Origin of the sequence: Croceicoccus mobilis (assembly GCF_001661965.1) — a bacterium.
GTDB classification, from domain to species: Bacteria; Pseudomonadota; Alphaproteobacteria; order Sphingomonadales; family Sphingomonadaceae; genus Croceicoccus; species Croceicoccus mobilis.
This window is the reverse complement of sequence record NZ_LYWZ01000022.1, coordinates 632279-656207: the sequence shown is the minus strand read 5'-3', so window position 1 is coordinate 656207 and position 23929 is coordinate 632279. Positions and strand designations below refer to the sequence as shown.

Below are 23929 nucleotides of genomic sequence, written 5' to 3'. Positions count from 1 at the left end.
CTTAACCGCCGTGGCGCTCCTGCCCGCCGTAATTGTAATATTCATTATAGCCGTAATCGCCGTATCCGACGCGGCGGAAATCATACTTGGTCAGCACCGCGCCTATCACGTTGACACCCGCGGACAGCAGGCGGCGAAGGGCCGTCTTGGTCTGGCCCTGCGATCCGCTGCTCGCTTCGACAACGTAAAGCGCGCCATCGACTGCCGCTGCCAGCTGGGGCGCATCGGCAAGGCCGAGGACCGGTGGAGCGTCCAGCACGATGAGGTCGAAGTCCTTCGAAAGCTCGCCAAAGATGCGGTGCAGGGTTTCATGGTTCAGCAGGCGCGGCGGGCTCGGCGGGATGGGTCCGCTGGGGATGATCGAAAGATTCTCGATATCGGTCTTGTGAATTGCACCCGGCACCAGCGCGGGGCTGGTCAGCAGGGTCGAGAAGCCGAGCTTGTTGTCGATGCCGAAATTGTGATGGACCGACGGGCGGCGAAGATCGGCATCGACCAGCACGGTGCGGCGACCCGATTGCGCGAATTCGCGCGCCAGCGCCTGCGAGGTCGTCGACTTGCCTTCCGCGGGCCGGGTCGAGGTGACCAGCAGGGTCTGCGGCACGCCATCACGTGTCGACAGTTCGAGACCCGTGCGAAGCGCATAGATCGATTCCGACATCGACGAATGGGGATCGAGCAGCTCCTCGTCGATATTGGCCGAACTGTCCGGCTTGGGCGTGATGCCGAGCAGGGGAAGGCCGAGCTTGCGCTCGATATCCTCGGGTGCGCGGATCGAGTCGTCCAGCTTTTCACGGGCGAAGGCGAGCGCGGCCGCAAGCGCGAAACCGAGGATCGCGCCAAGGAAGGCGTTGATCAGCGGGCTCGGCCAGATCGGGCGTACCGGAACCTGCGCACGGTCGATGATGAGGATATTGTTCGCGGTGATGCCGGCGGCTGCATTCAGCTCGCGGAAACGCTGCAGCAGTGCGTCGTATAGCGCCCTGTTGGTGTCGGCTTCGCGCTGCAGGATGGTCAGCTGCACGCCGCGGCTCTGTTCGCCCAGCGCGGCACCCTGCAATTCGCGCACATTGGCCTGCAGCCCGTTTTCCTGCTGGACGGCAAGCTGGTAATTGTCGCGGATCGAATTGCGGATCTGCTGCGCCTGCGACTGGATCTGCTTGTCGAGCGCGGCCAGCTTGGCCTCGAGCTGCCTGACGGTGGGGTATCCGGGGCTGTGCCGGTCGCGCTCGCCTTCGAGTTCGGCTTCGGCCTGCGCCCGCTGGGCCTGCAGGGACTGGATGGCCGGATTTGCCAGCACTTCAGGCAGGCTCATCAGCGCGATCTTGCTTGCCTGTTCCCATTTCTGCTGGGCAAGGATGCGATCGGTCTGGGCCGTCGCATAGGCGGAGTTGAGCGCGGCAAGGTTCGAACCGGTCAGCGTCTGCCCCTTGCCATCGCCCTCGCCGTTCTCGTCGAGATTGGTGATGCCGGTACGGCGGGCATAATCGATCAGCTCACGCTCGCTCGCCTCGAGCCGCTCGCGCGTCTGGCCCAGCTGCTCGCGCAGGAAATCGCGCGAATAGGCCGACATGTCGAAGCGGCGCTGCAGAGTGCTGGCGATGAATTCTTCGGCAAAGGCGTTGGTGATCTTCGCCGCCTGGCGCGGCGACGGGCTGTCGAAGCTGACATCGACAAGCCGCGTTCCCTGGGTCGGCTCGATCGTGAGCCGTTCCTGCAACAGACCGATCACGGCGCGCTGCCACCCGCGCGAACCCGGCTCGCCATCGGGGACATCGACATCCATGTCCTCGAAAAAGCTCGGGTCCTGATAGAAATTGAGCGACCGTGCGACCCTGTCGGCCAGGGATTCGCTCTTCATCACCTCGATCTGGGTGGCAAGATAGACTTCGCTGTCGATGTTCTGACCGGTGGTGTCATCGGCTTCGGAGCCCAGCACTTCCGGCCCCTGCTGATCGATCTGCAGGGTCGTGGTGGCGCGGTAGACCGAGGTGGAGAGCAGCGCGATCAGCAGCCCGATGATGATGCCAAGGGCCGTGATGCCACCGATCATCCAGCGATTGCGATAGACCGCTGCGCGAATGTCCCGCAGGTCAAGCTCGCCCTGCGACATTGCGCTCAGCCGTTCGTCGGCGCTCGAATAGCGGTCATCCTCTGCGAATTCGCGGGGATCGGGGCCGTTCGCGATCGGTGCCTGGGTATTCATCGGTTCGTTCCCTTCCGACCGGATCAACTGTAGAGCGGCCGGAACACGGCAAACACGGGCACGATCTGGCGAATGTCGCGCCAGATCGACTTGGCTTCGGAGAAGCCGACGACAACGAGGTCATTGCCCAGGATCCTGGGGTCTTCCATCGCGCCCGACCGGATCGCGTTGACGTCGAAGCGGGCGGCCATGCGCTGCCCGTCGATCGTGCGGAAGATGATGACTTCGTCCATCTTGGCGACTTCGTTTTCGCCGCGGGCGAGGGCGATGGCTTCCAGCAGCGTCGTGCTGTTGCGGATCTCGAAAACGCCCGAGTAATTGACCTGTCCGGTGACGACCACCTTGCGATCGGCCGAATCCACGACCGAAACCGCAACTTGAGGGCGTTCGAGCAGGCGACCGCGGAACTGGTCCTCGATCTGGGTGGCCAGCTCCTTTGTGGTCAGTCCCTTGACGGTCATCGAACCGATGCCCGGAACGCCGATCTGGCCCGAGCGATCGACCTTGACCGCCTCGACCGAGAGTTCGGGTTCGAAGAAAGTGTCGATGCGGATCGTATCGTCCGGACCGATGCGATAGGGGGCCTCGGCCTCGGCCTGAGCTGCCTGGTCCATCAGCGCATAGGCTTCGCCTTGCGACGGGACCGAATCAATCGGTTCGTAACCGGATGCGCATCCAGCCAGAGCGAAGAGGACTGCCGCTGCCGGCAACCATTTGCGATTCACGAAGATCCTCCAAATTCGGTCGTGTCCGACCGCTCCCCGATAGGCCGCGCGATCCCTCTCGCGCATGCAGCGTAATTCATTGAAACATCGACATGGTGAGGTCAAGCAAGCTTGGCCGCAGAGCGATGAACCGTTTCGTCGCAGGGGACGATGCAGAACCCGTGCGGGCCCGCGCGCGAGGCGTCAGGAGAGGGCGATATCGGGGGCGTCTTCCTGCTTCATCCCGACGAGGTGGTAGCCGGCGTCGACATGGTGCACCTCACCCGTCACGCCCGAGGCGAGATCGGACAGGAGATAAAGCGCCGAGCCGCCGACATCGTCGATGGTGACATTGCGGCGCAGCGGCGAGTTCAGCTCGTTCCATTTCAGGATGTAGCGGAAATCACCGATCCCGCTCGCGGCCAGTGTCTTGATCGGGCCAGCCGAGATCGCGTTGACGCGAATGGCTTCGGGACCAAGATCATTGGCAAGATAGCGCACCGAGGTTTCGAGCGCGGCCTTGGCAACACCCATGACGTTGTAATGCGGCACGACCTTTTCCGCGCCGTAATAGGAAAGCGTCAGGATCGATCCGCCATTCGGCATCATCGCGCGGGCGCGCTTCGTTACCGCGACCAGCGAGAAGGCCGAGATATTCATCGTCATCAGGAAATTGTCGAGGCTGGTGTCGACATATTTGCCGCGCAGTTCGCTCTTGTCGGAAAAGCCGATGGCGTGGACGACGAAATCGATCGTGTCCCATTCCTTCTTCAGCTCTTCGAACGCGGCATCGACGCCCGCTTCGGTCGAAACGTCGCATTCGATCAGCAATTCGCTGCCAAGGCTGGCGGCCAGCGGACGCACGCGCTTTGCCAGCGCCTCGCCCTGATAGGAGAAGGCAAGGCTGGCCCCCTGCGCGGCAAGGGCCTTGGAAATGCCCCACGCCAGCGACTTGTCGTTGGCCAGCCCCATGATCAGGCCCCGCTTGCCCTGCATCAGATTGCCCTGAATCGCGCTGGCTGGTGCGGTTTCGGCTGAATCGGTCATGTGTCTCGAACTTCCTGCGAGGGCCTTACCCTTCGGGCGGCGCCTTTGGTTTGATGTTGTACTCGTCGCGGCCGATCATGTCGCGCTCTTCGGGCGTTTCCGCAAGTGCGGCATTCAGCTCTGCTCCGACGACGAGCCCTAGCCCGACAAGCCAGAAAAAGAAAAGGGCGATCATGAAGCCGGCAAGACTGCCATAGGTAAGATCATAGGAAAAAAGCGTCCGCAACGTGGGCGGAAGCAATACCGTGACCAGCACCCACCATCCCGTGACCAGCGCCGCGCCGGGCCATTTGGGATATTCGCGGGCGCGATAGGCGCTGGGGGTCAAGGCGATGAACAGCAGGTAGAGCGAGCCGAACAGGCCCAGCGCGGGGATAAAGCGCGAGAGCGCCAGCCGGCCGACCCATGCATTGGCCTGCGGGAACCAGGCCTCGATCACTTCCTGCGCCGCGGAGATCGCGAATTGCGCCACAAGTGAGGTCATCAGGAGCAGCACCGCCCCGATGATGATCCCTGCCGACAGCAGCCGATATTTGACAAAGCTCGCCGTGGGCCGCGTGCCATAGGCGCGGTGCAGGATGTCGCGGATCGTCTCGATCAGGCTGCCCACGGTCCACAGGCCGAACAGGGCGCCGACCCATAGCAGCCATCCGGTCCGCGCGCTGACGACATCGCGGGCGACCGGTTCGATCACATCGGCGACGACGCGCGGCACGGCCAGAAGAATCGCGTTGATTGCGGCGGTACGTTCATCCGCTTCGCCGAACAGCTGGAAAATCGCTGCGCCCGTGATGAAAAAGGGGAACAGCGAGAGGATCGACATATAGGCCAGATTGCCCGCGTGGATGAAGCCGTCCTGATAGACGCCGATCCACATGCGTTTCGCCACGGCGAATACGCGGGTGCCGGGACCGATTTCCCGCTTCACCGCATGCAGGGAGATAGGCTTGCGCTGCATCGCGGCGCGGCGGCGCGCCTCGGGCGTCAGGTTCGAGCGGGCCTCTCCGACGGGCTTGAGGTTTTCATCCTCTTCCAAAACTGTTCAGGTTCAGCCTTTCCTGGCGGCATGCGCCCGGCCCGGTCGATGCGACCGGCTCAGACGCCCATTCGTGACCTTATATTGCGCGTGTCGGTCCAACCCTTCAGCCTTTCGGCCAGTTCCGAACTATCGTCGGGCAGATCGATCTCCAGCGTGACCAGCTGGTCCCCGCGGCTGCCGTCCTTGCGGGTAAAGCCCTTGCCCTTCAGCCGGAGCACTTTGCCCGATGAACTGCCCGGACCGACGGTCAGCATGACCGCGCCCGAAGTGGTCGGGACCTTGACCTTGGCGCCATTGACCGCCTCGTCCAGCGTGATCGGCAGGTCGAGGCGCACATCGTCGCCGTCGCGCCTGAAGAAGGGGTGAGCCTGTTCGACGATGGTGACGATGGCATCGCCATTGCCCGCAGGCCCCGCCTCGCCCTTGCCCGCAAGGCGCATCTGCGTGCCGTCCTCGGCCCCGTTCGGAAGCTTGAGGTCGATGGTCTTGCCATCGGACAGGGTTATGCGCTGCTTTTCGAGATTCGCAATCGCCGTCAGCGGCACGGCAAGGCGGTACTGGACATTCGCGCCCTTGGTCGGGCGTCGCTGTCCGCCAAAGCCGCCACCGGCGAAACCGCCGAACGGGTCGTCGCCGCCGCCGCCCATGCCGCCGGGCCGCTGGCGGCGCTGTCCGCCGCCGAATATGCCTTCGAATAAATCGGACAGATCGACATCGTCGGGGCCCCCGCCGCCGCCGCCCATGCCGCCGCCAAAGGGGCCGCCCGCTCCGCCGCGATACTGGCCGCCGCTCCCGCCCCGGCCATAGCCGAAGGGCGACTTGGGATTGCCGTCCATGTCGATCTCGCCCCGGTCGAACCGGGCGCGCTTGTCCTTGTCGGACAGCAGATCATAGGCCTGCGTCACCTCGCTGAAGCGCTCGGAGGCCTTGGGGTTGTCCTTGTTGGCGTCGGGGTGGAACTGCTTGGCCAGCTTGCGATAGGCGGACTTGATGTCCTGCTCGCTCGCGCCGCGCGCCACGCCCAGAATGGAATAGGGGTCAGCCATGGGTGATAGCTAGGGTGCCGCGCGCGGCTTCGCAATCGCTCAGTTGCATGATGTGCACGCCAGATTGCATGAAAAAAGCTTACCCAAGCCACTTTGCGCATCGCGCGCTGTCCTATTATGATCGAATCTGAAAGCTGGCCCGTGCGAATGGTTCATACGCGCCGCAAACCCCGTGAGGACGAAGACTTGGAACCCGAACTCCTGGCTGAAGACGCGATCCCCGTAAGCGATCCGTTCATGCTGTTCGACGAATGGCTGGCCGAGGCAAAAGCGAATGAGATCAACGATCCCACCGCCATGGCGCTGGCGACGGCCAGCCCCGGCTGCGCGCCGTCCGTGCGCATGGTCCTGCTGAAAGGTCACGGTTCGGATCTGGGCCCGGGCGGGGGTTTCGTGTTCTACACCAATCAGGCCAGCCGCAAGGCTTCCGAGATCGCCGCGAATCCGCAGGCCGCGCTGCTGTTTCACTGGAAATCGCTGCGCCGCCAGATCCGGATCGAGGGGCAGCTGGAGCCGGTGAGCACCGAAGAGGCCGACAAGTATTTCGCGAGCCGCGCCCGCGATTCGCAACTGGGCGCGCATGCATCGGACCAGTCGGCCCCGCTTGCGGACCGCCGCGAATTCCTCGACCGGTTCGAGGAAGTGCGCAAGCGTTACGAGGGCAAGCATGTGCCCCGGCCCCAGCATTGGGGCGGCTATCGCCTTGTCCCGCAGGCGATCGAATTCTGGCACGACCGCCCGTTCCGCCTGCACGAACGTCGCCGCTTCACTCGCGCTGGCAGCAATTGGGCCAGCACCCTCCTCTATCCATAAGGCATAAAGACACCGCAAACATGGCGAGCGTCTCCACCAATAATCCGGACCGGCGCTCTGCCCTGACGCGCAGCGCCGCCTTTGCCAGCATCTCCGTCGCGGTGCTGCTGCTGGGGCTGAAGATCTATGCAGCCATCGTCACCGATTCGGCGGCGATGCTGGGCAGCCTTGCCGATACGGCGCTGGATCTTGTCGCCAGCCTGTCGACATTGGTCGGCGTGTGGGTCGCATCGCAGCCCGCCGATGCCAACCACCGTTTCGGCCATGGCAAGGCAGAGGCGCTGGCCGCGCTGGTGCAGGTGATCCTGATCTCGATATCCGCCGTGGGCATTGCGGCGCGCGCGATTTCGCAATGGCTGGGCAATGTCCGGCCCGAAGAGGCGGAGACCGGCATCGCCGTTTCGGTGATCGCGCTGGTCGCGACTCTCGCCCTGCTGGCGTGGCAGCGTTACGTGATCGCCCATACCTCCAGCGTCGCGATCCGCACCGATCATGTGCATTACCAGTCGGACATTCTTTTGAACCTTGGTGTCATTGCCGCGCTGGCGCTGGACCGCTGGATCGGGTTTTCAGGAGCGGACCCGCTATTCGCGCTGGGCATCGCTGGCTGGCTCGCGTGGAATGCGTTTCAGGCGAGCCGCGAGGCGGTCGACCATCTGATGGACAAGGAATGGCCCATTGAAAAGCGCGAGAAGCTTTTGGAACTGATGCGCGGCACGCCGGGGCTGGAGGGTGTGCACGACCTGCGCACCCGCACCAGCGGCAATCAGGATTTCGCGCAGTTCCACGTCTGGGTTGATGCGAACATGACGGTCAAGGATGCGCATGACGTGATGGACCGGATCGAGGACGAGCTGCATATCGGCTTCCCCGATACCGAGTTCCTGATCCATCCCGATCCGCTGGGTATCGAGGAAGACGGCCCTTATTCGCAGGTCGATCTGCTTGAGACCGGGCCAGAGCCCGATATCGTCGGCATGAGCGAGGAGAAGGGCTGATGCCCGCGATTCCCTATTGGCATGTCGATGCCTTCGCACCGCAGGCATTCGCCGGCAATCAGGCTGCGGTCATGATTTACGAAGACGGGTTTCCGCCCGATGCGATCATGCGCAAGATCGGCAATGAGAATAATTTCGCCGAGACCGCCTTCCTCGTGCCCCACGACGGAGAGGATGCCGACTGGCAGCTGCGCTGGTTCACGCCGGAGTGCGAGATCCGCATGTGCGGCCATGCGACCCTCGCATCGGGGCATGTTATCCTGGAGCAGGGCGGCGGCGATGTCGTGCGTTTCCTGACCCGGGAAGTGGGCGTGCTGACCGTGCGCAAGGCGGAGATCGGCTATGAACTCGCGCTGCCCGCCATCCCGACGCAGCCGGGCGAATGGCCCGAGGCGATCGCCGCTTTGGGCGCGGAGCCGGTGGCGGTGATGCGCTCGCCCGATCGCTACAACATCTTCCTGTACGAAAGCGACGCGCAGGTCCGCGCGCTAAAGCCCGATTTCACCGCGCTCGGCGCGATGGGCGATCACCAGTTCATCTGCACCGCGCCGGGCGAGGCGACCGATATCGTCAGCCGCGTGTTCGTGCCGGGCGCGGGCGTGCCCGAAGATAGCGTGACCGGCTCCGCCCATGCCGCGCTGACGCCGTTCTGGGCCGAGCGTCTGGGGCGCACTGGGTTCACTGCGTTTCAGACATCGCAAAGGGGCGGGCTGCTGGCCTGCACTCTGGAAGATGGCACGGCATGGCTGGGCGGCCCCTGCACCACGGTGGTGGAGGGGATGTTCCGCTACTGATCGGCGGGGAAAGTTTCCTCGATCCAGCCGCCGCCGATGACGCGCTCCCCGGCATAGATCACTGCCGCCTGTCCGGGCGCAACGCCATATTCGGGCTGCGCAAAGCGCACGCGCACCTCGCCATTATCGCCCAGCGGCCCTTCCAGCGTTATGGGCACGGGCTTTGCCAGCGAACGCACCTTGGCGGTGAGGCCCGTGGTGGGAAGCGGGCCGATGCGATTGGTCTCGATCACGCGCATCGCGCCGACGGCGAGCAGGCGTTTCGGCCCCACGACCACCGCGCCTGCTTCGGCATCGATGCGGATGACGTAAAGCGGTTCGGGCTGTCCGCCGATCTCGATCCCGCGGCGTTGGCCGACGGTGTAATGCACGATGCCGCGATGGCGGCCCAGCACTTCGCCGGTCTCGGCATGGACGATATCGCCTGCGTCCCCCGCCTCTGGCCGCAGCTTTTTCACCAGAGAGGCATAATCGCCATCGGGCACGAAGCAGATGTCCTGGCTGTCGGGCTTGGCCGCGACGACAAGGCCGGTTTCCTGCGCGATGCGGCGCGTTTCCGATTTCGGCAATCCGCCCAGCGGAAAACGCAGGAATTCGAGCTGCTCTTCGGTGGTGCCGTACAGGAAATAGCTCTGGTCGCGGGCCGGATCGACGGCGCGGTGCAGTTCCGGGCCGGCTTCGCCCATCACCCGGCGCACGTAATGGCCGGTGGCAAGGCAATCCGCGCCCAGATCGCGCGCCATCTTGAACAGATCGGTGAATTTCGGCCCCATGTTGCAGCGAATGCAGGGGATGGGAGTGCGCCCCGCCATATATTCATCGGCAAAACCGTCGATGACGGATTCGCGGAAGCTGCTTTCATGGTCGAACACGTAATGCGCGATGCCCAGCCGGTCGGCGACAAGGCGCGCATCGCGGATATCGTCGCCCGCACAGCACGCGCCCTTGCGCTTCACCGCCTCGCCATGGTCGTAGAGCTGCAGCGTGACGCCGATGACTTCGGCCCCGCTCTGCGCCGCCAGCGCCGCGACGACGGACGAATCGACGCCGCCCGACATGGCCACGACGATGCGCCGCGCCGACATGGGCGCGGGAAGATCGAACAATGCGCCCGGATCGACCGGAGCGCCCCCGTTTTCAGGGAGAGGAGGAGATTCGGCAGTCATGTTCATATGTCACGCGCCCTTACACCCGCGCGTCTCCAGAGTGAACCCGCCCCGTTTTCGGTTCATCCACCCGCAAGCTTCACCATTTGTTGACCACTTGTCAGCATAGTCAGCGCCATGTTCGCAAAGTTTCCGAATTTGCCCGACACGGGAAAAGAGGGACCCCCCGATGCGAAAGATGCTGCCGGTCATGGCGTCAAGCCGCTCGACTGGCTGGCCCTGAGGGCCCGTCTTGCTGCGGAAAGGGATCTGCGCGGCGCACTGATCGAGGACAATGCCGCCATGGCCTGCTGGATGCGGGCCGAGGGCAGTTTCGATCCGCGCGCGGCAGAGGCGCTGCATGGACGGCATGGCGAAGGTCACGAAGCAGATGCACGGGTCGTTCCGGGCGATGCACCGCTGGCCGAGCAGGAAACGACTGCGCGTTTACCCGATCCTAAGGCTTCGCGGACTAATGATGATTTCGGATGCTTCGCCCCCCAAGGCGGGGCCGACGAAGCAACCGGGACGAGTGTCGAGGACTAGATGATCGAGAATCAGGACATCAGGCCATCGATGGTGATCGGGCCGCTTGGCGAGCCCCTCACGATCGAGGATCTGCCCCCTCCTTCCACCAAGAGGTGGGTCGTGCGCCGCAAGGCCGAAGTGGTTGCTGCCGTCAATGGCGGCCTGTTGTCGATCGACGATGCGTGCGAACGCTATGACCTGACGCTGGAAGAATTCGCGTCATGGCAGCGCGCGGTCGAAAGGTCGGGCATGAAGGGCCTGCGCGTCACCCGCATCCAGCATTACAGGGACCTCTACGAACGTCAGATGAAATACTGACCAGGGGCCGCCGCTCACGATAGTTAATGCAGACTTGCGATTTCACGGAACATCGCAGCCAGCCAACCGTTCACCCCTCATTCCCAAGATGAGGAGAGAACCCGTGGGTTTGATTATTGCACTTATCGTAGGCGGCGTCGCAGGCTGGCTTGCCAGCATGGTGATGAACCGCGATGCCTCAATGGGCATCATCTGGAACATCATCGTCGGCTGTGTTGGTTCGCTGATCGGCAACTTCCTGCTCGGCCCGCTGATCGGCGTCGACACCACCGTACAGGCGTTTTCGCTTTCCGGCCTGATCGTCGCCTTTATCGGTGCCGTCGTGCTGCTGGCGATCGTCAACCTGGTGCAGCGGGGACGCGTTCGCTGACGAACCGCTGATTCCGCTCCACGAACGCATTTGTTTCGCTGGAGCGTCGGTGATAACAGACGTAACAAGTTGAAGGGCTCGTCGCCTGAAGCGACGGGCCCTTTTTCTTGCGTATGGAATTGGACGAAATTCAAGACTATGCGCCGGGCCGACTTCCCGCAGGGGGCGAGGAAGATCCCTTTTGGGCCTTGTCCTTGAGAGAAGGGCAGAGGTGGGCGAATTTCGATGAAGTATGATAAGACAATCACGGCCGAAGGGGTCGAAGAGGCGATGCACGACCGGACCATGAATCCCGAGCTTACCGTGGACGAGTATGCGGACTCTGCGCGCAAGAAGCGGCTGATCACCATCGGTGCGATTGTCGCAGTCTTGGTCGCCGCGATCGTTGGCGTGCTCCTCTGGCTCAGCTCCGCTCCGCCAGAGGCGGGCGAGGCTCAGCTTCCCGTGGTGACCGTGGCCGCGCCCGGCCGCACCACCGTAACCGGCACAATCACCGCCACCGGCACCTTTGCCGCGCGCCGCCCCATGCCGGTCGGCTCGGTCGGTGAGGGCGGTTCGGTGGTCGATGTTCGCGTCGATGCCGGCGACTGGGTCCAGCCAGGCGAGGTACTCGCGGTCATCGATCGTTCGGTGCAGTCGCAGCAGGCCGCCGCACAGGCCGCGCAGGTCGAGGTTGCGCGAGCCGACGCGCAGCTGGCGCAGGCCAATCTCGACCGTGCTCTAAGGCTCGTTGATCGCGGCTTTATCTCCACCGCCGATGTCGATCGTCTGACTTCGACCCGCGATGCCGCGGTCAGCCGGGTAAAGGTCGCCGAGGCGACGCTCAACGAATTGCGTGCCCGCAATGCCCGGCTCAACATCGTCGCGCCCGCCGGCGGTCTCGTGCTCGAACGCAATGTCGAGCGCGGGCAGGTCGTGGGCGGCGGCAGCGGTGCCCTTTTCGTGCTGGCCCGCGGCGGCGAAATGGAACTGAGCGCGCGCGTCGGCGAGGCTGACCTGTCGCGCCTCAATGTCGGCGTGAATGCCGAAGTCACGCCGGTCGGCAGCGACAAGACCTTCACCGGCCAGATCTGGCAGCTTTCGCCCACTATCGACGCGACATCGCGCCAGGGCGTCGCGCGCATCGCGCTTCCCTATGACCAAGCGCTGCGGCCGGGCGGCTTTGCCACCGCAGTCATCGCCGCGGGTACCGTGACCGCTCCCGTTCTTCCGGAATCGGCCATACTGTCGGATGCAGATGGCAGCTATGTCTTCATCCTGGGCGCCGATGACCAGGTCGAACGCCGCGCGGTCGAACTTGGCATCATTACCGCGAAGGGCATCGTCATCGCCGAAGGGCTCGACGGGAGCGAAAAGGTCGTGCTGCGCGCTGGCGGCTTCCTGAGCGCGGGCGACAAGATCAATCCCAGCGTCACGAAAACGATCGACTGAGGGACGAGGGCGATGAGTCTGCGCAACATCTCGGCCTGGTCGATCCGCAACCCGGTCGTGCCACTGGTCCTGTTTGCCGGCCTGATGCTGGCCGGCATCGTAAGCTTCATGCGGATGGATATTCAGAACAACCCGGATATCGAATTCCCGCTGGTGATCGTCGTCATCTCGCAGCCGGGCGCCGCCCCGACGGAGATCGAGAACCAGATCACCCAGATCGCCGAAGCCGCGATCCAGAATGTCGAAGGCGTGGTCACCATCAATTCGACCGCGCGTGAAGGCTCCTCGCAGACGCAGGTCGAGTTCGAGATCGGCACCGACATCAGCCAGGCGGTGAACGAGGTGAAAGCCTCGGTCGACCAGATCCGCGGCCAATTGCCCGACGGCATTCTGGAGCCGCGCATTTTCCGGGCGCAGACGTCATCGCAGCCGATCGGCTATTTCGCGATCAGCGCGCCCGATATGACGATCGAGGAGCTGAGCTGGTTCGTCGATGATACCGTGGCGAAACGACTGCTCTCGATCGACGGCATGGCCGAGGTCAATCGCAATGGCGGCGTCGATCGAGAGATTCTCGTGGTGCTCGACCCTGCGCGCATGCAGTCGCTGGGCGTCACCGCCAGCCAGGTCAATGCGCAGCTGCGCCAGCTGAACATCAATGCCGCGGGCGGGCAGGCAGAGGTTGCCGGATCGCGGCAATCGGTGCGCGTGCTCGGCAATGCCGATACGGCCTATGACCTGTCGCAGCTGCAGATTCCGATCGGCAATGGCCGTTCGATCCGCCTTAACGACATCGCCACGGTGCAGGACCGCTATTCCGAGATTACGTCGCTTTCGAAGATGGATGGCCGGCAGGTCGTGACCTTCTCGATCAGCCGTGCGCGCGGCGCATCGGATGTTGCCGTCTATGACGACAGCGTCGCCGCACTGGAAAAGATCGAGGAAAGCAATCCCGGCATCAGCTTCGACCCGCTCTACACCTCGGTCGAATACACGCGTGAGCAATACGAAAGCTCTATGCATGCGATGATCGAGGGTGCGGTGCTGGCCGTGCTGGTCGTGCTGTTTTTCCTGCGCGACTGGCGCGCGACGATCATCGCGGCGCTCGCCATTCCGCTCTCGGCGATTCCTACTTTCTTCTTCATGGACCTGCTCGGCTTCTCGCTCAACACCATGTCGCTGCTGGGCCTGGGGCTTGTCGCGGGCGTGCTGGTCGATGACGCCATCGTCGAGATCGAGAATATCGTGCGCCACATGCGCATGGGCAAAAGCGCCTATCAGGCCTCGATCGACGCCGCCGATGAAATCGGCCTTGCCGTCGTGGCGACGACATTCTCGATCGTCGCGGTGTTCCTGCCGGTCGGCCTGATCAGCGGCGTCGCGGGTGAATTCTTCAAGAATTTCGCGCTGACCGTCGTCGCCTCCGTGCTGATGAGCCTTGCCGTCGCCCGCCTGATCACGCCGATGGCAGCGGCTTACTTCCTGAAATCCAAGGGCCATGCCGCCCATGGCGAGGGGAAGTGGATGGACCGCTATATGAAGGTGCTATCCTGGTCGCTGGATGAAAGCAAATCGCTGGCCCACAAGCGGACACTGACGCGCGAGCCGAGGTCCGTTCGCTCGGTGCTGGTCGAAATCGTCTTCTTCCTGCTGGTATTCGCTGCGGCCGGGCTGGGTCTCTTCGTCGGTTTCAAGTTCATCTATGGAAATCTCAATCTCGCAACGGTTCTGCCGACGACCACCAACAGCTTCCTGATCCCCCTGATCGGCCTCGCCAAGCTGCTGATCGAGGCGGTGTTCTTCCTGGCCGTGATGGTCCCGCCGATCGTGCTGACATTCGTGACGGTCAAGGCACTGAGCGCGCTGCTGTCGATGATGGGCGGCCATATCGCGCGTTATCACGCATGGATCGCCGGCCGCGTGGCGGCCCGCCTTCGCGACCATCGCATGTGGATGCTGGGCGTTGGTTTCGGCGCGCTGATCTGGTCCGGCATGCTCATGGCATCGCTGCCCAACCAGTTCATGCCCGAGGAAAACAGTGATTTCAGCCGCGCCCGTATCGAAATGGTGCCCGGCACCACGCTGGAACAGACGGAAGCGGTCGCGGATCGCGTCGCGAATATCATCAACGAGCAGCCCGAAGTGTTGAGCGCGCTGGAAAGCGTGAGCGAGGGCAGCGCGCGCCTGTTCATCAACCTCGATCCCGATCGCTCGATCTCGCTGCAGGAATTCGAGCGCCGGATGACCCCGCAGCTCCAGGATATCGCCGATGCGCGTGTCTCTTTCCTGGGGCAGCAGAATACCGGCACGGGCCGGCCGATCTCGGTCATGCTCTCGGGTTCCGATCCGGAGCTTCTGGACCAGACCGCGCGCATCCTCGCCGACCAGATGCGCGGCGTCCCCGGCGTCGTGGCGCCGCGGGTGGAGGCTGACCTCCAGCGCCCCGAGCTGATCATCAAGCCGCGTGCCGACCTTGCCGCCAGTCTCGGCGTGACGACGGCGGCGCTCAGCCAGACGATCCGCATCGCAACGCTGGGCGATATCGATCAGAACGCCGCGAAATTCTCGCTGTCCGACAGGCAGGTTCCGATCCGCGTGCGCCTGTCCGAAAGTTCGCGCCGCGATCTCGACGTGATCCGCAATCTTCCGGTCCAGACGACAACCGGCACGTCGGTTCCGCTGGAGCGCGTGGCCGAGATCTCTTTCGGGTCGGGTCCGACCACGATCCAGCGCTATAACCAGCAGCGGCGCGTGTTCGTGGGCGCCGACCTTGCGATGGGGGTGGCCAAGGGGGATGTCGATGCCGCGATTCAGGAGCTGCCGATCATGCAGAACCTGCCCGCAGGTGTTTCCAACGCTCCCTTCGGATCGGACCAGTGGCAGCAGGAGATGGTCGGCAATTTCTTCATCGCGCTGGCTGCCGGCGTGCTGCTGGTCTTTGCCGTGCTGGTATTGCTTTATCACCGCGTGATCTCGCCGCTCGTCAATATGAGCTCGCTGTTCCTGGCGCCGCTGGGCGGGGTGATCCTGCTGCTGATCTTCGGTTTCGCCATGACCCTGCCGGTGTTCATCGGCGTCCTCATGCTGTTCGGCATTGTCGCCAAGAACTCGATCCTGCTGATCGATTTCGCGATCGAGGAAATGGCACGCGGCGTTGCGCGCAAGGATGCGATCATCGATGCGGGCCACAAACGCGCGCAGCCCATCGTGATGACGACCGTCGCCATGACCGCCGGCATGCTGCCCACTGCGCTCTCGCTATCGGGCGACAGCGCGTTTCGCGGCCCCATGGGCGTCGTCGTGATCGGCGGGCTCGCCGTTTCGACGATCCTGACGCTGCTTATCGTTCCCGCAGGCTTCAGCCTTGCCGATGGTTTTGAAAAGCGTGTCGGGCCGGCGCTGCGCAGGCTGTTCTTGACCTATGACCCCGCGCTTCACAAAGAAGAGGGGTCACGGCCCGGCACCATCGATGGCGATGGGGTTCCGGCCGAATAAGGGCAGAACGGTTAGGGGCAATTGGATTTAACGAATACCAGCAGGGCTTCCACATCTGCGCCTCCGGCTGACCGGGCGCGCCGCATGCGGATGATCGCGACCGGCCTGCTGGTGCTGATGGCGGTGGTTTTCGTCGTCTCGCGCCTGTTTCAGGATCGCGTCACCGGCCTCGATTTCGTGACCGCCTTTGCCGAGGCGGCGATGGTCGGCGCACTGGCCGACTGGTTCGCCGTCACCGCCCTGTTCCGCCATCCGCTGGGCATGCCGATCCCGCATACCGCGATCATCCCCACCAACAAGGACCGCATCGCCGACACCATGGCGGGCTTCCTGAAAGCCAATTTCCTGACCCCGGCTGTCGTCGCGCGCCGGATGCAGGCAATGAACGTGGCGCGGGCTGCGGGCGATTACCTCGCCGCCCCTTCGCGCAGTTCGACAGGCGTTCGCGCAGGCGCTGCCGAGCTTTTCGCCGAGGCGCTCGAATCGCTCGACCCGCAAAGACTGGGTGAGCAGGTGCGCCATGGGCTGGCCGCACAGCTATCGCGGCTGGAGGTTGCGCCGCTCTTGGGACAGATGCTGACTGCCGCGATCGCCGATAAGCGCCACCTGCCGTTGATGGAGGCGATGATCCGCTGGGCCGGCAAAGCGCTGGAGGCGAACGAGTCGCTGGTGCGCGAGATGATCCACGAGCGTGCCAATGCGCTGCTGCGTTTTACGGGGCTGGACGAGCGGCTGGCCAATTCGGTGCTTGATGGGCTTTACCGCCTGCTGGCCGAAGTGCTGGTCAATCCCGACCACCCGCTGCGCGCCAAGGTGGAAGAGGGGCTGGAGAGCCTTGCTCACGATCTGATCCACGATCCCGCGACCCGCGCCAAGGTCGAGGGTATGAAGCAGGAGCTGATCGCCAATCCCGCCGTCGCCACATGGTGGCAGGGCGTGTGGGAGCGTCTGCGCGCATCGCTGATCGCGGCGGCGCGTGATCCCGGCTCGCAGATGGGTGGTCAGTTCGCAGGCGCCGTGGCGGAACTGGGCGCGGCGCTGCAGGGCGATGCGCGGCTGCAGCGGCAGGTCAATCGTTTCGCCCGCCGCAGCGCGGTCGGCATCGCCAGTCGCTATGGCGACCAGATCGTGCGGCTAGTCTCCGAAACCGTAAAGCGCTGGGACGCGACCACGATCACCGCCCGGGTCGAAGGCGCAGTGGGCCGCGACCTGCAATTTATCCGCATCAATGGCACGCTGGTCGGCGGCCTTGTCGGCCTGATCATCCACGCGGTGGATGTCTGGGTGTTCTGATCAGTGCAGGCCATGAAAAGCGGTGGCATGACATAGCGGACGGTATTGACCATCACCCCTGCCATTGGCTGACCGCAACCGCCTTCATGGCCGCTCCTTACATGCGATAGATGATCCGCTGGATCGCATAGGAAGCAAACGGCTCCCCTTGTGCATACAGCGCGGGCGCGTATCGCGCACCGGTCTGCCAGATGCCGCATGCCGCCTGTTCAAGGTCCGGATTGTCAAATGTCGAACCGGCCGTGCAATTGGTCACCGCCCCGTCCGCATCGACCTTGAGGATCAGCGTGACGAAAGCCCCCCTGCCATCGCGCTCCGCCCTGTCGGGATAATCCGCCTGTATTTCCCGCGCGAGGGATTTGAACAGATCGCGATCCATGATGGGGCCGGTCTGCCGCGTACTCTCTTTTTCGGGGTCGAGCCCGCGATGGGTGAGGAGCATGTCTTGGCACTTCTCCATCGCCGCAAAGGCCTTGTCGAAGGTCGTGGTCGATAGAAACAGGTCCCGCTTCAGCCCCTCCATCAGCAGGCCGCTGGTCCCGGCGAAGTTCTTCACCGTGAAGCCGTATTTCTCCCAGATCTGCTGCGATGTCAGATCGCCGGCAGAGTCTCTGGCCGCAGTGTTGACGAGATATTCCGAAAAGATCAGCGGCACGCCGTCCCGATCACCGGAAACGGCGCGGTAATAGCCCTTGGGGCCGTTTTCCGGGAAGCGGAAGTCGATCCGGTTGCTGGGCCCTGGATCGTTGAGAGCCGATCCGATCCGCTGGACCTTTGCGTGCTGGCCGATCATCAGGAAGCTTACGCGGTCACGCGGGAACCTGCGGCCGAGATTGGTCTCGACCTTGTCATCGCCTTCGCCGAAAGTCCGCACCAGCACGCAGCGGTCCGGCTCTGCGGCGACGCTCCACGCGGAGCTTGGCTCCAGCACGATGGGTGCGTCCTGCGCAGTAGCGGCTGGCGCCTGCGCCAGCAAAGCGAGAGGGGCAAAAAGCCCCGGCGTATTTCGGATTTTCATGCGACCTCCGGATTGAATATGCCGGGGGTAACAAGAAAAACCTTGTTTATCCATGACTACACGGAGGTGTTTTTGGGGCGCCGGGGCTGACAAATATTTGTTTGGAAACGAAAAACCCGGCAACCGCATGCGCGGCGCCGGGCATCTCGTTTCTCGCTCACGCACTGCCGAAGCGGTGCGAAAGGATCAGGCGGCTTCCTTGACCTGACCCACGATCTTCTTGGCCGCATCGCCCAGATCGTCGGCCGGAACGATCGGCAGACCCGAGTTGGCGAGGATCTCCTTGCCCTTCTCGACATTGGTGCCTTCGAGGCGAACGACGAGGGGAACCGACAGGTTCACGTCCTTGGCCGCCTGCACGATGCCGTCGGCGATGATGTCGCACTTCATGATGCCGCCGAAGATGTTGACGAGGATGCCCTCGACAGCCGGATCGGACAGGATGATCTTGAAGGCCGCGGTCACCTTCTCGGTCGTGGCGCCGCCGCCAACGTCGAGGAAGTTTGCCGGGAACGCGCCGTTCAGCTTGATGATGTCCATCGTCGCCATGGCAAGGCCGGCCCCGTTCACCATGCAGCCGATGTTGCCGTCGAGCTTGATGTAGGCGAGGTCGTACTTCGACGCCTCGACTTCGGCCGGATCCTCCTCGCTGATGTCGCGCAGTTCGGCGACATCGGGGTGGCGGAACATGGCATTGCCGTCAAAGCTCATCTTGGTGTCGAGGACGAGCAGGTTGCTGTCCTTCGTTTCCACCAGCGGGTTGATCTCAAGCATTTCGCAATCGAGCGCGGTGAAGGCTTCGTACAGCTGCTTCGCCAGCTTCTGCGCCTGCTTGTTCAGCTCGCCCGAAAGCTTGAGGCCGAATGCCACGGCGCGGCCATGGTGCGGCTGGAAGCCTTCGGCCGGGTCGATGGTGATGGTGGTGATCTTTTCAGGGGTCGAGTGAGCGACCTCTTCAATGTCCATGCCGCCTTCGGTCGAGACGATCAGGGCGATGCGGCCGGTCGCGCGATCGACGAGCATCGAGAGGTAATATTCCTCGGCTATGTCGACGCCGTCGGTGACATAGAGACGGTTGACCTGCTTGCCGGCATCACCGGTCTGCACGGTCACCAGCGTGTTGCCGAGCATTTCCTCGGCATCGCTCTTCACGTCGTCGAGGCTCTTGGCGAGGCGGACGCCGCCCTTGGCTTCCGCGCCCAGTTCCTTGAACTTGCCCTTGCCGCGGCCGCCGGCGTGGATCTGCGCCTTCACGACATAGAGCGGTCCGGGAAGCTTTTTCGCGCCCTCGACGGCTTCTTCGACGGTAAGCGCGGGGTAGCCGGTCGGAACGGCAACGCCGTATTTCGCGAGCAGCTCTTTCGCCTGATATTCGTGAATGTTCATCGGAATTTTCCTCGCCAATGGCTGTTGCGGCGCGAGACGCCGTCGTGGAAGGTCTGCTTGGCAAGCCTCTAAGCATAGGTAAGCCCGCTTGAAAAGGGCGGTTCGCTGCGAAAAAGGACAGGTGCGACGAAAGTTGTGAGATGTTGCAAATCAATAGCAACAAGCGATGCCAGCCATGCTATGTATGCAGGCTCCCTCTCTCCCGCCAAAGTCCCCGGTAATGCTTGATTATACGCGATTCGACACGATTCTGGCCGAGGCCGCGAAGATAGCCATGTCCGAATTCCCCGGCATCGGCAATTCGACGATCAGCTGGCGCAAGGAAGACGACACGCCGGTTTCGGCGGCCGATCTTGCCGTGAATCGCTTTTTGCACGAATCGCTGGGGGACCTTCTTCCGGCTGCGGGATGGCTCTCGGAAGAAACCGCCGATGATCCCGCGCGGGTGAAGGACGGGCTGATCTGGCTGGTCGATCCAATCGACGGCACGCGCGATTTCGTGCGCGGACGTCCGGGCTGGGCCATATCGATCGCGCTGATCAGCAATGGCAGGCCGCTGATAGCCCGCCTTGTCGCGCCCGCTCGCAGCGAAGTCTGGGCAGCGGAAGCCGGAAAGGGCGCGCGCCGCAATGGCGTCAGGCTACAGGCGAGCAGCCGCAGCACTTTCACCGGGGCGCGGATTCCCGCCGATGCGCAAATGGCGCTACCGCCGCTCGTCAATGTCGAGAAGCCCAATTCGATCGCCCTGCGCATCGCGTTGGTCGCGAGCGGCGAGGCCGATATCGCGGCCAGTACGCGGCTCGGCTATGAGTGGGACATAGGCGCTGCCGCGCTGATCGCTCGCGAAGCCGGGGCCCGCGTCACCGACGCGCAGGGCGCACCGCTAGCCTTCAACAAGCGCGATCCGCGTGCCTTGGGCGTGCTGGCGACCGCGCCTGCCATTCATGCCGATGCGACCGACTGGCTTGCCGAGATCGGAAAGAAGCTGGGTGGCCGTACCGCCGGATGAAAAAAGCCCGGCAGGAGCATCACGCTCCCACCGGGCTATCCAATATTAGCTGATCAGGCGATCAGTTCTGCGCGGCAGATACGTCCTCCTGCGAGATCGGCAGAATCTTGATCTCGACACGGCGGTTCATCGCGCGGCCTTCCTCGGTGTCGTTGCTGGCGACGAAATAGTTCGGATCCTCGCCAAAGCCCTTGGTCGCGATACGGGCCGAGGGCACGCCCTTGTAGATCAGGTAATCGGCAACCGCCTTCGCACGGCGTTCCGAAAGCTGTAGGTTATAGCTTTCCGAACCGGTATTGTCGGTGAAGCCGTACACGTCGATCAGGCTGTCGGGATACTGGATCAGCGACTGCGCAATGGAATCGAGCGTGGTCTTGAAAGTCGGCGTGATCGTCGCGCTGTCGACGGGGAAGGTGACGCCATTGGGCAGGTTCACCTTGATGTAGTCGCCGTCCTGCGTGACGTCGACGCCGGTGCCTGCGGTCTGTTCCTTCAGCTCCTTGATCTGCTGGTCCATCTTGTAACCGACCACGCCGCCTGCGACGCCGCCGATGCCTGCACCCACGATGCGGGCGGTCTTGCCGCCGATGATGCCGCCCAGCAGATAGCCCGCGGCCGCGCCGCCAGCGCCGCCAAGGACAGTGCGCGAAACTTTCTTGTCACCGGTGTTCGGGTCGGTCACGCAGGCTGAAAGGCTGACGAGCGAAGTGGCGGCGAGTGCGATGCCAATAAAACGGGTCTTCATAGGATTGCGGTCCTCTTTTTGTCTGCCCGCTCCACCTGCTTCCCGATTGAAGCATGGGTCGGGTCTGTGATCTGCGTATAAACGCGCATCATGACGGCTGTGTTCCCGAAGCCGCATTTATGCAGCCTGTCCGGAATTGGATAACGCAATCGCTTGCCCAGAATGACCAAATGCCGCTAATCGCTGTTTCGAGATGATCGCAACGACCTGCCGAGCTCGCCTTGTCCCCCTTTCCCTGGACTGACCTCCTTATCATAGCGGGGCTGATCGTGCTGAACGGTCTGTTCTCCATGTCGGAGCTGGCCATCGTGTCGGCGCGTTCGGCGCGTCTGCGCAAGATGGCCGACGATGGAAGCAAAGGTGCGAAGGCTGCGCTGAACCTTGCCGCCGATTCGGGCAAGTTCCTCTCCACCGTACAGATCGGCATCACGCTGATCGGCATCGTGGCGGGTGCCTATTCGGGCGCGAGCCTGGGCTCGCCGGTTGGCGAGCGTCTCGAACGATTCGGTCTTGACCCGGACACGGCGCAGCAGGCGGGCTTCATCCTCGTCATCGTGCTGACGACCTATTTCTCGCTGGTCGTGGGTGAACTCGCGCCCAAGCAGATCGCCTTGCGCGGGCGGGAAACCATCGCCAGCCTTGCCGCACCGCCCATGGCGATGCTGGCTAGGATCGCCGCGCCGCTGGTCTGGCTGCTCGATAAATCAACCGACCTGATGCTCTCGTTGCTGGGCATGCGTAAGCAGCGCGAGGCAGGGGTGACCGCTGACGAGCTGCATCTGATCATTTCGGAAGCCACGCGTTCGGGCGCAATCGAAAAGGCCGAGCAGTCGATCATGGCTGAAGTCATGCGCCTTGCCGAACGCCCGGTGCGCGAATTGATGACGCCTCGGACGGAAATCGACTGGCTGGAACGCCGCGCCTCGGAAGAAGAGATTCGCAAGGCCATCGAGAAATCGCCCCATTCGCTGCTGCCGGTGGCACAGGGGTCGGTCGATGACGTGATCGGCGTGGTCAAGGTGCGCGAACTGCTGGCGGCGCTGGTCCGCGGCAAAAAGCCGCAGATGGGCCGCCTGCTTAAAAAGGCGGAGATCATTCCCGACCAGATCGACGCGCTGGATGCGCTGCGCATCATGCAGCGCGGCGATGTCGCCATGGCGCTGGTGCATGACGAATACGGCCATTTCGAAGGGATCGTGACGCCTGCCGACCTGCTGGCGGCGCTGGTCGGCCAGTTCGTGGCCCATGTCGATGAAGGCGACGATCCGCTGCTGGTCGAGCGTGACAATGGTTCGCTACTGGTGGCGGGCGGGTGCCCGGCGGACCGGCTTGCCGACAGGCTGGGCATTGACCTGCCCGACCCGCGCGATTTCGCGACGGTGGCGGGCTATGCGCTCTGGGTGCTGAAGAAGCTGCCGATCGAGGGTGAGAGCTTTATCGAACAGGGCTGGCGCTTCGAGATCGTCGATATGGACGGGCGCCGTATCGACAAGCTGCTGGTCGAAAGCGCGGGCGCTCCGGCCCCTGCCGAAACGCCGGAAGAATAAGGCGCGGGGCACGCCCGCGCCTCAATCGGATCAGCTTGGGATCACGGCCTGCGAATCGCGGCCATCGCCCTGCGGAGCGGCGATGATGTCGCGTGTGACCAGACCCTTGTCGACCGTGTTGGTATCGGGATCGCCGACTGCCGAACGGATCGCCGGATCAGCCGTGCCCGCATTGCTCAAGGCACTGGTCTCGACCGAGCTGCGCGCGGCCTGACCGCCGAACAGCGTTTCAAGCGCCTGCTCGCTCGCGCTGGGCGTCTGCGGGCGCGGGGCGCCGGGCTGCGGCGGGGTCAGCGCGAAATCGGGCGGCACGGCCAGCGGCGCCTGGCGCGAAACGGCCATCTCGTCCGGGGCCGAACGATTGAACAGGTTCATGCCGCCACCGCAGCCGGCCAGCATGGCCAGCGCCGGAAGGACGCAAAGGGCGGGTTTGATACGCATGGATCCGTTACTCCGTGGCCGAACCGGCCGAAACTTGTGCAGTCTTGCTCTCGCTCTTGTCGCGTATGAAGAGCGTGCGGGCAAGCAGCAAGACCACCCCCAGGGTTATTGCCACATCGGCAAGATTGAATACGGCAAATGGCCGCCAGTCGCCGATATGGAAATCGGCATAGTCGATGACATGGGTGAGCCGCAGGCGATCGATGATGTTCCCGATTGCCCCGCCCAGCACTAGCGACAGCGCGAAGATGTCAGCCCGTGCCTTTTCGAAAAACATCCAGATCAGCACGCCCAGCGCGATAACGCCGGTGATGGCGAACAAGGCGATGCGGCTTTCCAGGCTTTCGGCCGCGAATAGGCCATAGCTGATGCCCGGATTGGTCGCATAGCGCAGGTCGAAGAAGGGCAGCACCTCGATCACCTGCCGCTCATACAGACGCATGGGGCCAAGCATGAACAGCTTTACGGCCTGATCCGCCGCCACCGTTCCCGATGCCAGCGCGAGGCCGAGGATGTGGTTCTTCGTGATGCGGTCTTTGAGGCTCATGGGTTAAAG

Annotated in this window: 22 protein-coding genes; 11 read left to right on the top strand and 11 right to left on the bottom strand. The window is 63.5% G+C overall.

The annotated features are described in order from the left end of the window. Position 1: 1 nt before the first annotated feature. From A9D13_RS10680 to A9D13_RS10660, 5 genes are all read right to left on the bottom strand, one after another. Complete coding sequence (locus tag A9D13_RS10680; RefSeq protein ID WP_156522005.1) at positions 2-2206, bottom strand: GumC family protein; 2205 nt, start codon at positions 2204-2206, stop codon at positions 2-4. Between the two features lie 23 nt (positions 2207-2229). Then, complete coding sequence (locus A9D13_RS10675) at positions 2230-2931, bottom strand: polysaccharide biosynthesis/export family protein (protein ID WP_066773235.1); 702 nt, start codon at positions 2929-2931, stop codon at positions 2230-2232. A gap of 183 nt (positions 2932-3114) precedes the next feature. Next, positions 3115-3957, bottom strand: coding sequence for an enoyl-ACP reductase FabI (gene fabI, locus A9D13_RS10670; protein ID WP_066773232.1), 843 nt, complete (start codon positions 3955-3957; stop codon positions 3115-3117). Between the two features lie 25 nt (positions 3958-3982). Further along, positions 3983-4993, bottom strand: coding sequence for a YihY/virulence factor BrkB family protein (locus tag A9D13_RS10665; protein WP_066773228.1), 1011 nt, complete (start codon positions 4991-4993; stop codon positions 3983-3985). A gap of 59 nt (positions 4994-5052) precedes the next feature. Further along, positions 5053-6042 carry a DnaJ C-terminal domain-containing protein gene (locus A9D13_RS10660; RefSeq protein ID WP_066773225.1) on the bottom strand — a complete coding sequence of 330 codons (990 nt, stop codon included), beginning with the start codon at positions 6040-6042 and terminating at the stop codon, positions 5053-5055. Between the two features lie 186 nt (positions 6043-6228). Between A9D13_RS10660 and pdxH the strand changes: the two genes are divergently transcribed. From pdxH to A9D13_RS10645, 3 genes are read left to right on the top strand one after another with little or no spacing between them, the layout of a single operon-like run. Further along, positions 6229-6855: a pyridoxamine 5'-phosphate oxidase gene (pdxH, locus tag A9D13_RS10655; RefSeq protein WP_268235779.1), complete on the top strand. Its 627-nt coding sequence runs from the start codon at positions 6229-6231 to the stop codon at positions 6853-6855. A 20-nt stretch (positions 6856-6875) separates the two neighbouring features. Beyond that, positions 6876-7853 (top strand): cation diffusion facilitator family transporter, encoded by a 978-nt coding sequence (locus A9D13_RS10650; RefSeq protein WP_066773222.1) that lies wholly within the window; start codon positions 6876-6878, stop codon positions 7851-7853. Continuing rightward, positions 7853-8647, top strand: coding sequence for a PhzF family phenazine biosynthesis protein (locus tag A9D13_RS10645; protein WP_066773218.1), 795 nt, complete (start codon positions 7853-7855; stop codon positions 8645-8647). Before A9D13_RS10650 ends, A9D13_RS10645 begins: the two co-directional genes overlap by 1 nt. Here the strand turns inward: A9D13_RS10645 and mnmA are convergent. Further along, positions 8641-9813: a tRNA 2-thiouridine(34) synthase MnmA gene (gene mnmA / locus A9D13_RS10640; RefSeq protein WP_172808165.1), complete on the bottom strand. Its 1173-nt coding sequence runs from the start codon at positions 9811-9813 to the stop codon at positions 8641-8643. The genes A9D13_RS10645 and mnmA overlap by 7 nt on opposite strands. Before the next feature lie 138 nt (positions 9814-9951). Between mnmA and A9D13_RS10635 the strand changes: the two genes are divergently transcribed. The 6 genes from A9D13_RS10635 to A9D13_RS10610 all read left to right on the top strand — a co-directional run bounded on the left by A9D13_RS10635 (position 9952) and on the right by A9D13_RS10610 (position 17227). Further along, the gene (locus tag A9D13_RS10635) at positions 9952-10338 is read left to right on the top strand and encodes a hypothetical protein (protein WP_156522004.1); all 387 of its coding nucleotides are present in this window, start codon (positions 9952-9954) and stop codon (positions 10336-10338) included. Further along, positions 10339-10638: a CtrA inhibitor SciP gene (sciP, locus tag A9D13_RS10630; RefSeq protein ID WP_066773211.1), complete on the top strand. Its 300-nt coding sequence runs from the start codon at positions 10339-10341 to the stop codon at positions 10636-10638. 103 nt (positions 10639-10741) lie between these two features. After that, complete coding sequence (locus A9D13_RS10625) at positions 10742-11008, top strand: GlsB/YeaQ/YmgE family stress response membrane protein (protein WP_066773208.1); 267 nt, start codon at positions 10742-10744, stop codon at positions 11006-11008. 225 nt (positions 11009-11233) lie between these two features. Beyond that, positions 11234-12439, top strand: a complete 1206-nt coding sequence (locus A9D13_RS10620; protein WP_066773205.1) for an efflux RND transporter periplasmic adaptor subunit — start codon at positions 11234-11236, stop codon at positions 12437-12439. 12 nt (positions 12440-12451) lie between these two features. Further along, entirely contained in the window at positions 12452-15934 is a 3483-nt protein-coding gene (locus A9D13_RS10615) for an efflux RND transporter permease subunit (protein ID WP_066773203.1), read from the top strand. Positions 15935-16018: 84 nt separating this feature from the next. Next, the gene (locus A9D13_RS10610) at positions 16019-17227 is read left to right on the top strand and encodes a DUF445 domain-containing protein (RefSeq protein WP_066773196.1); all 1209 of its coding nucleotides are present in this window, start codon (positions 16019-16021) and stop codon (positions 17225-17227) included. A 97-nt stretch (positions 17228-17324) separates the two neighbouring features. Here A9D13_RS10610 and A9D13_RS10605 read toward each other — a convergent pair whose 3' ends face one another. Together A9D13_RS10605 and sucC are read right to left on the bottom strand one after the other, a co-directional pair. Next, a complete protein-coding gene (locus A9D13_RS10605) occupies positions 17325-18245 on the bottom strand; it encodes an energy transducer TonB (RefSeq protein ID WP_066773193.1) in 921 nt (306 codons plus the stop codon). Positions 18246-18431: 186 nt separating this feature from the next. Continuing rightward, positions 18432-19631 carry an ADP-forming succinate--CoA ligase subunit beta gene (sucC, locus tag A9D13_RS10600; protein ID WP_066773190.1) on the bottom strand — a complete coding sequence of 400 codons (1200 nt, stop codon included), beginning with the start codon at positions 19629-19631 and terminating at the stop codon, positions 18432-18434. Positions 19632-19851: 220 nt separating this feature from the next. Between sucC and A9D13_RS10595 the strand changes: the two genes are divergently transcribed. Further along, positions 19852-20640 carry a 3'(2'),5'-bisphosphate nucleotidase CysQ gene (locus A9D13_RS10595; RefSeq protein WP_066773187.1) on the top strand — a complete coding sequence of 263 codons (789 nt, stop codon included), beginning with the start codon at positions 19852-19854 and terminating at the stop codon, positions 20638-20640. A gap of 61 nt (positions 20641-20701) precedes the next feature. Here A9D13_RS10595 and A9D13_RS10590 read toward each other — a convergent pair whose 3' ends face one another. Next, entirely contained in the window at positions 20702-21385 is a 684-nt protein-coding gene (locus A9D13_RS10590) for a YiaD family glycine zipper/OmpA-like lipoprotein (protein ID WP_066773183.1), read from the bottom strand. Positions 21386-21606: 221 nt separating this feature from the next. Between A9D13_RS10590 and A9D13_RS10585 the strand changes: the two genes are divergently transcribed. Beyond that, the gene (locus A9D13_RS10585) at positions 21607-22932 is read left to right on the top strand and encodes a hemolysin family protein (protein WP_066773180.1); all 1326 of its coding nucleotides are present in this window, start codon (positions 21607-21609) and stop codon (positions 22930-22932) included. A gap of 30 nt (positions 22933-22962) precedes the next feature. Here A9D13_RS10585 and A9D13_RS10580 read toward each other — a convergent pair whose 3' ends face one another. Together A9D13_RS10580 and lspA are read right to left on the bottom strand one after the other, a co-directional pair. Next, positions 22963-23373, bottom strand: coding sequence for a DUF3035 domain-containing protein (locus A9D13_RS10580; RefSeq protein WP_066773177.1), 411 nt, complete (start codon positions 23371-23373; stop codon positions 22963-22965). 7 nt (positions 23374-23380) lie between these two features. Further along, positions 23381-23920 carry a signal peptidase II gene (gene lspA, locus A9D13_RS10575; protein WP_066773174.1) on the bottom strand — a complete coding sequence of 180 codons (540 nt, stop codon included), beginning with the start codon at positions 23918-23920 and terminating at the stop codon, positions 23381-23383. Positions 23921-23929: the final 9 nt, after the last annotated feature.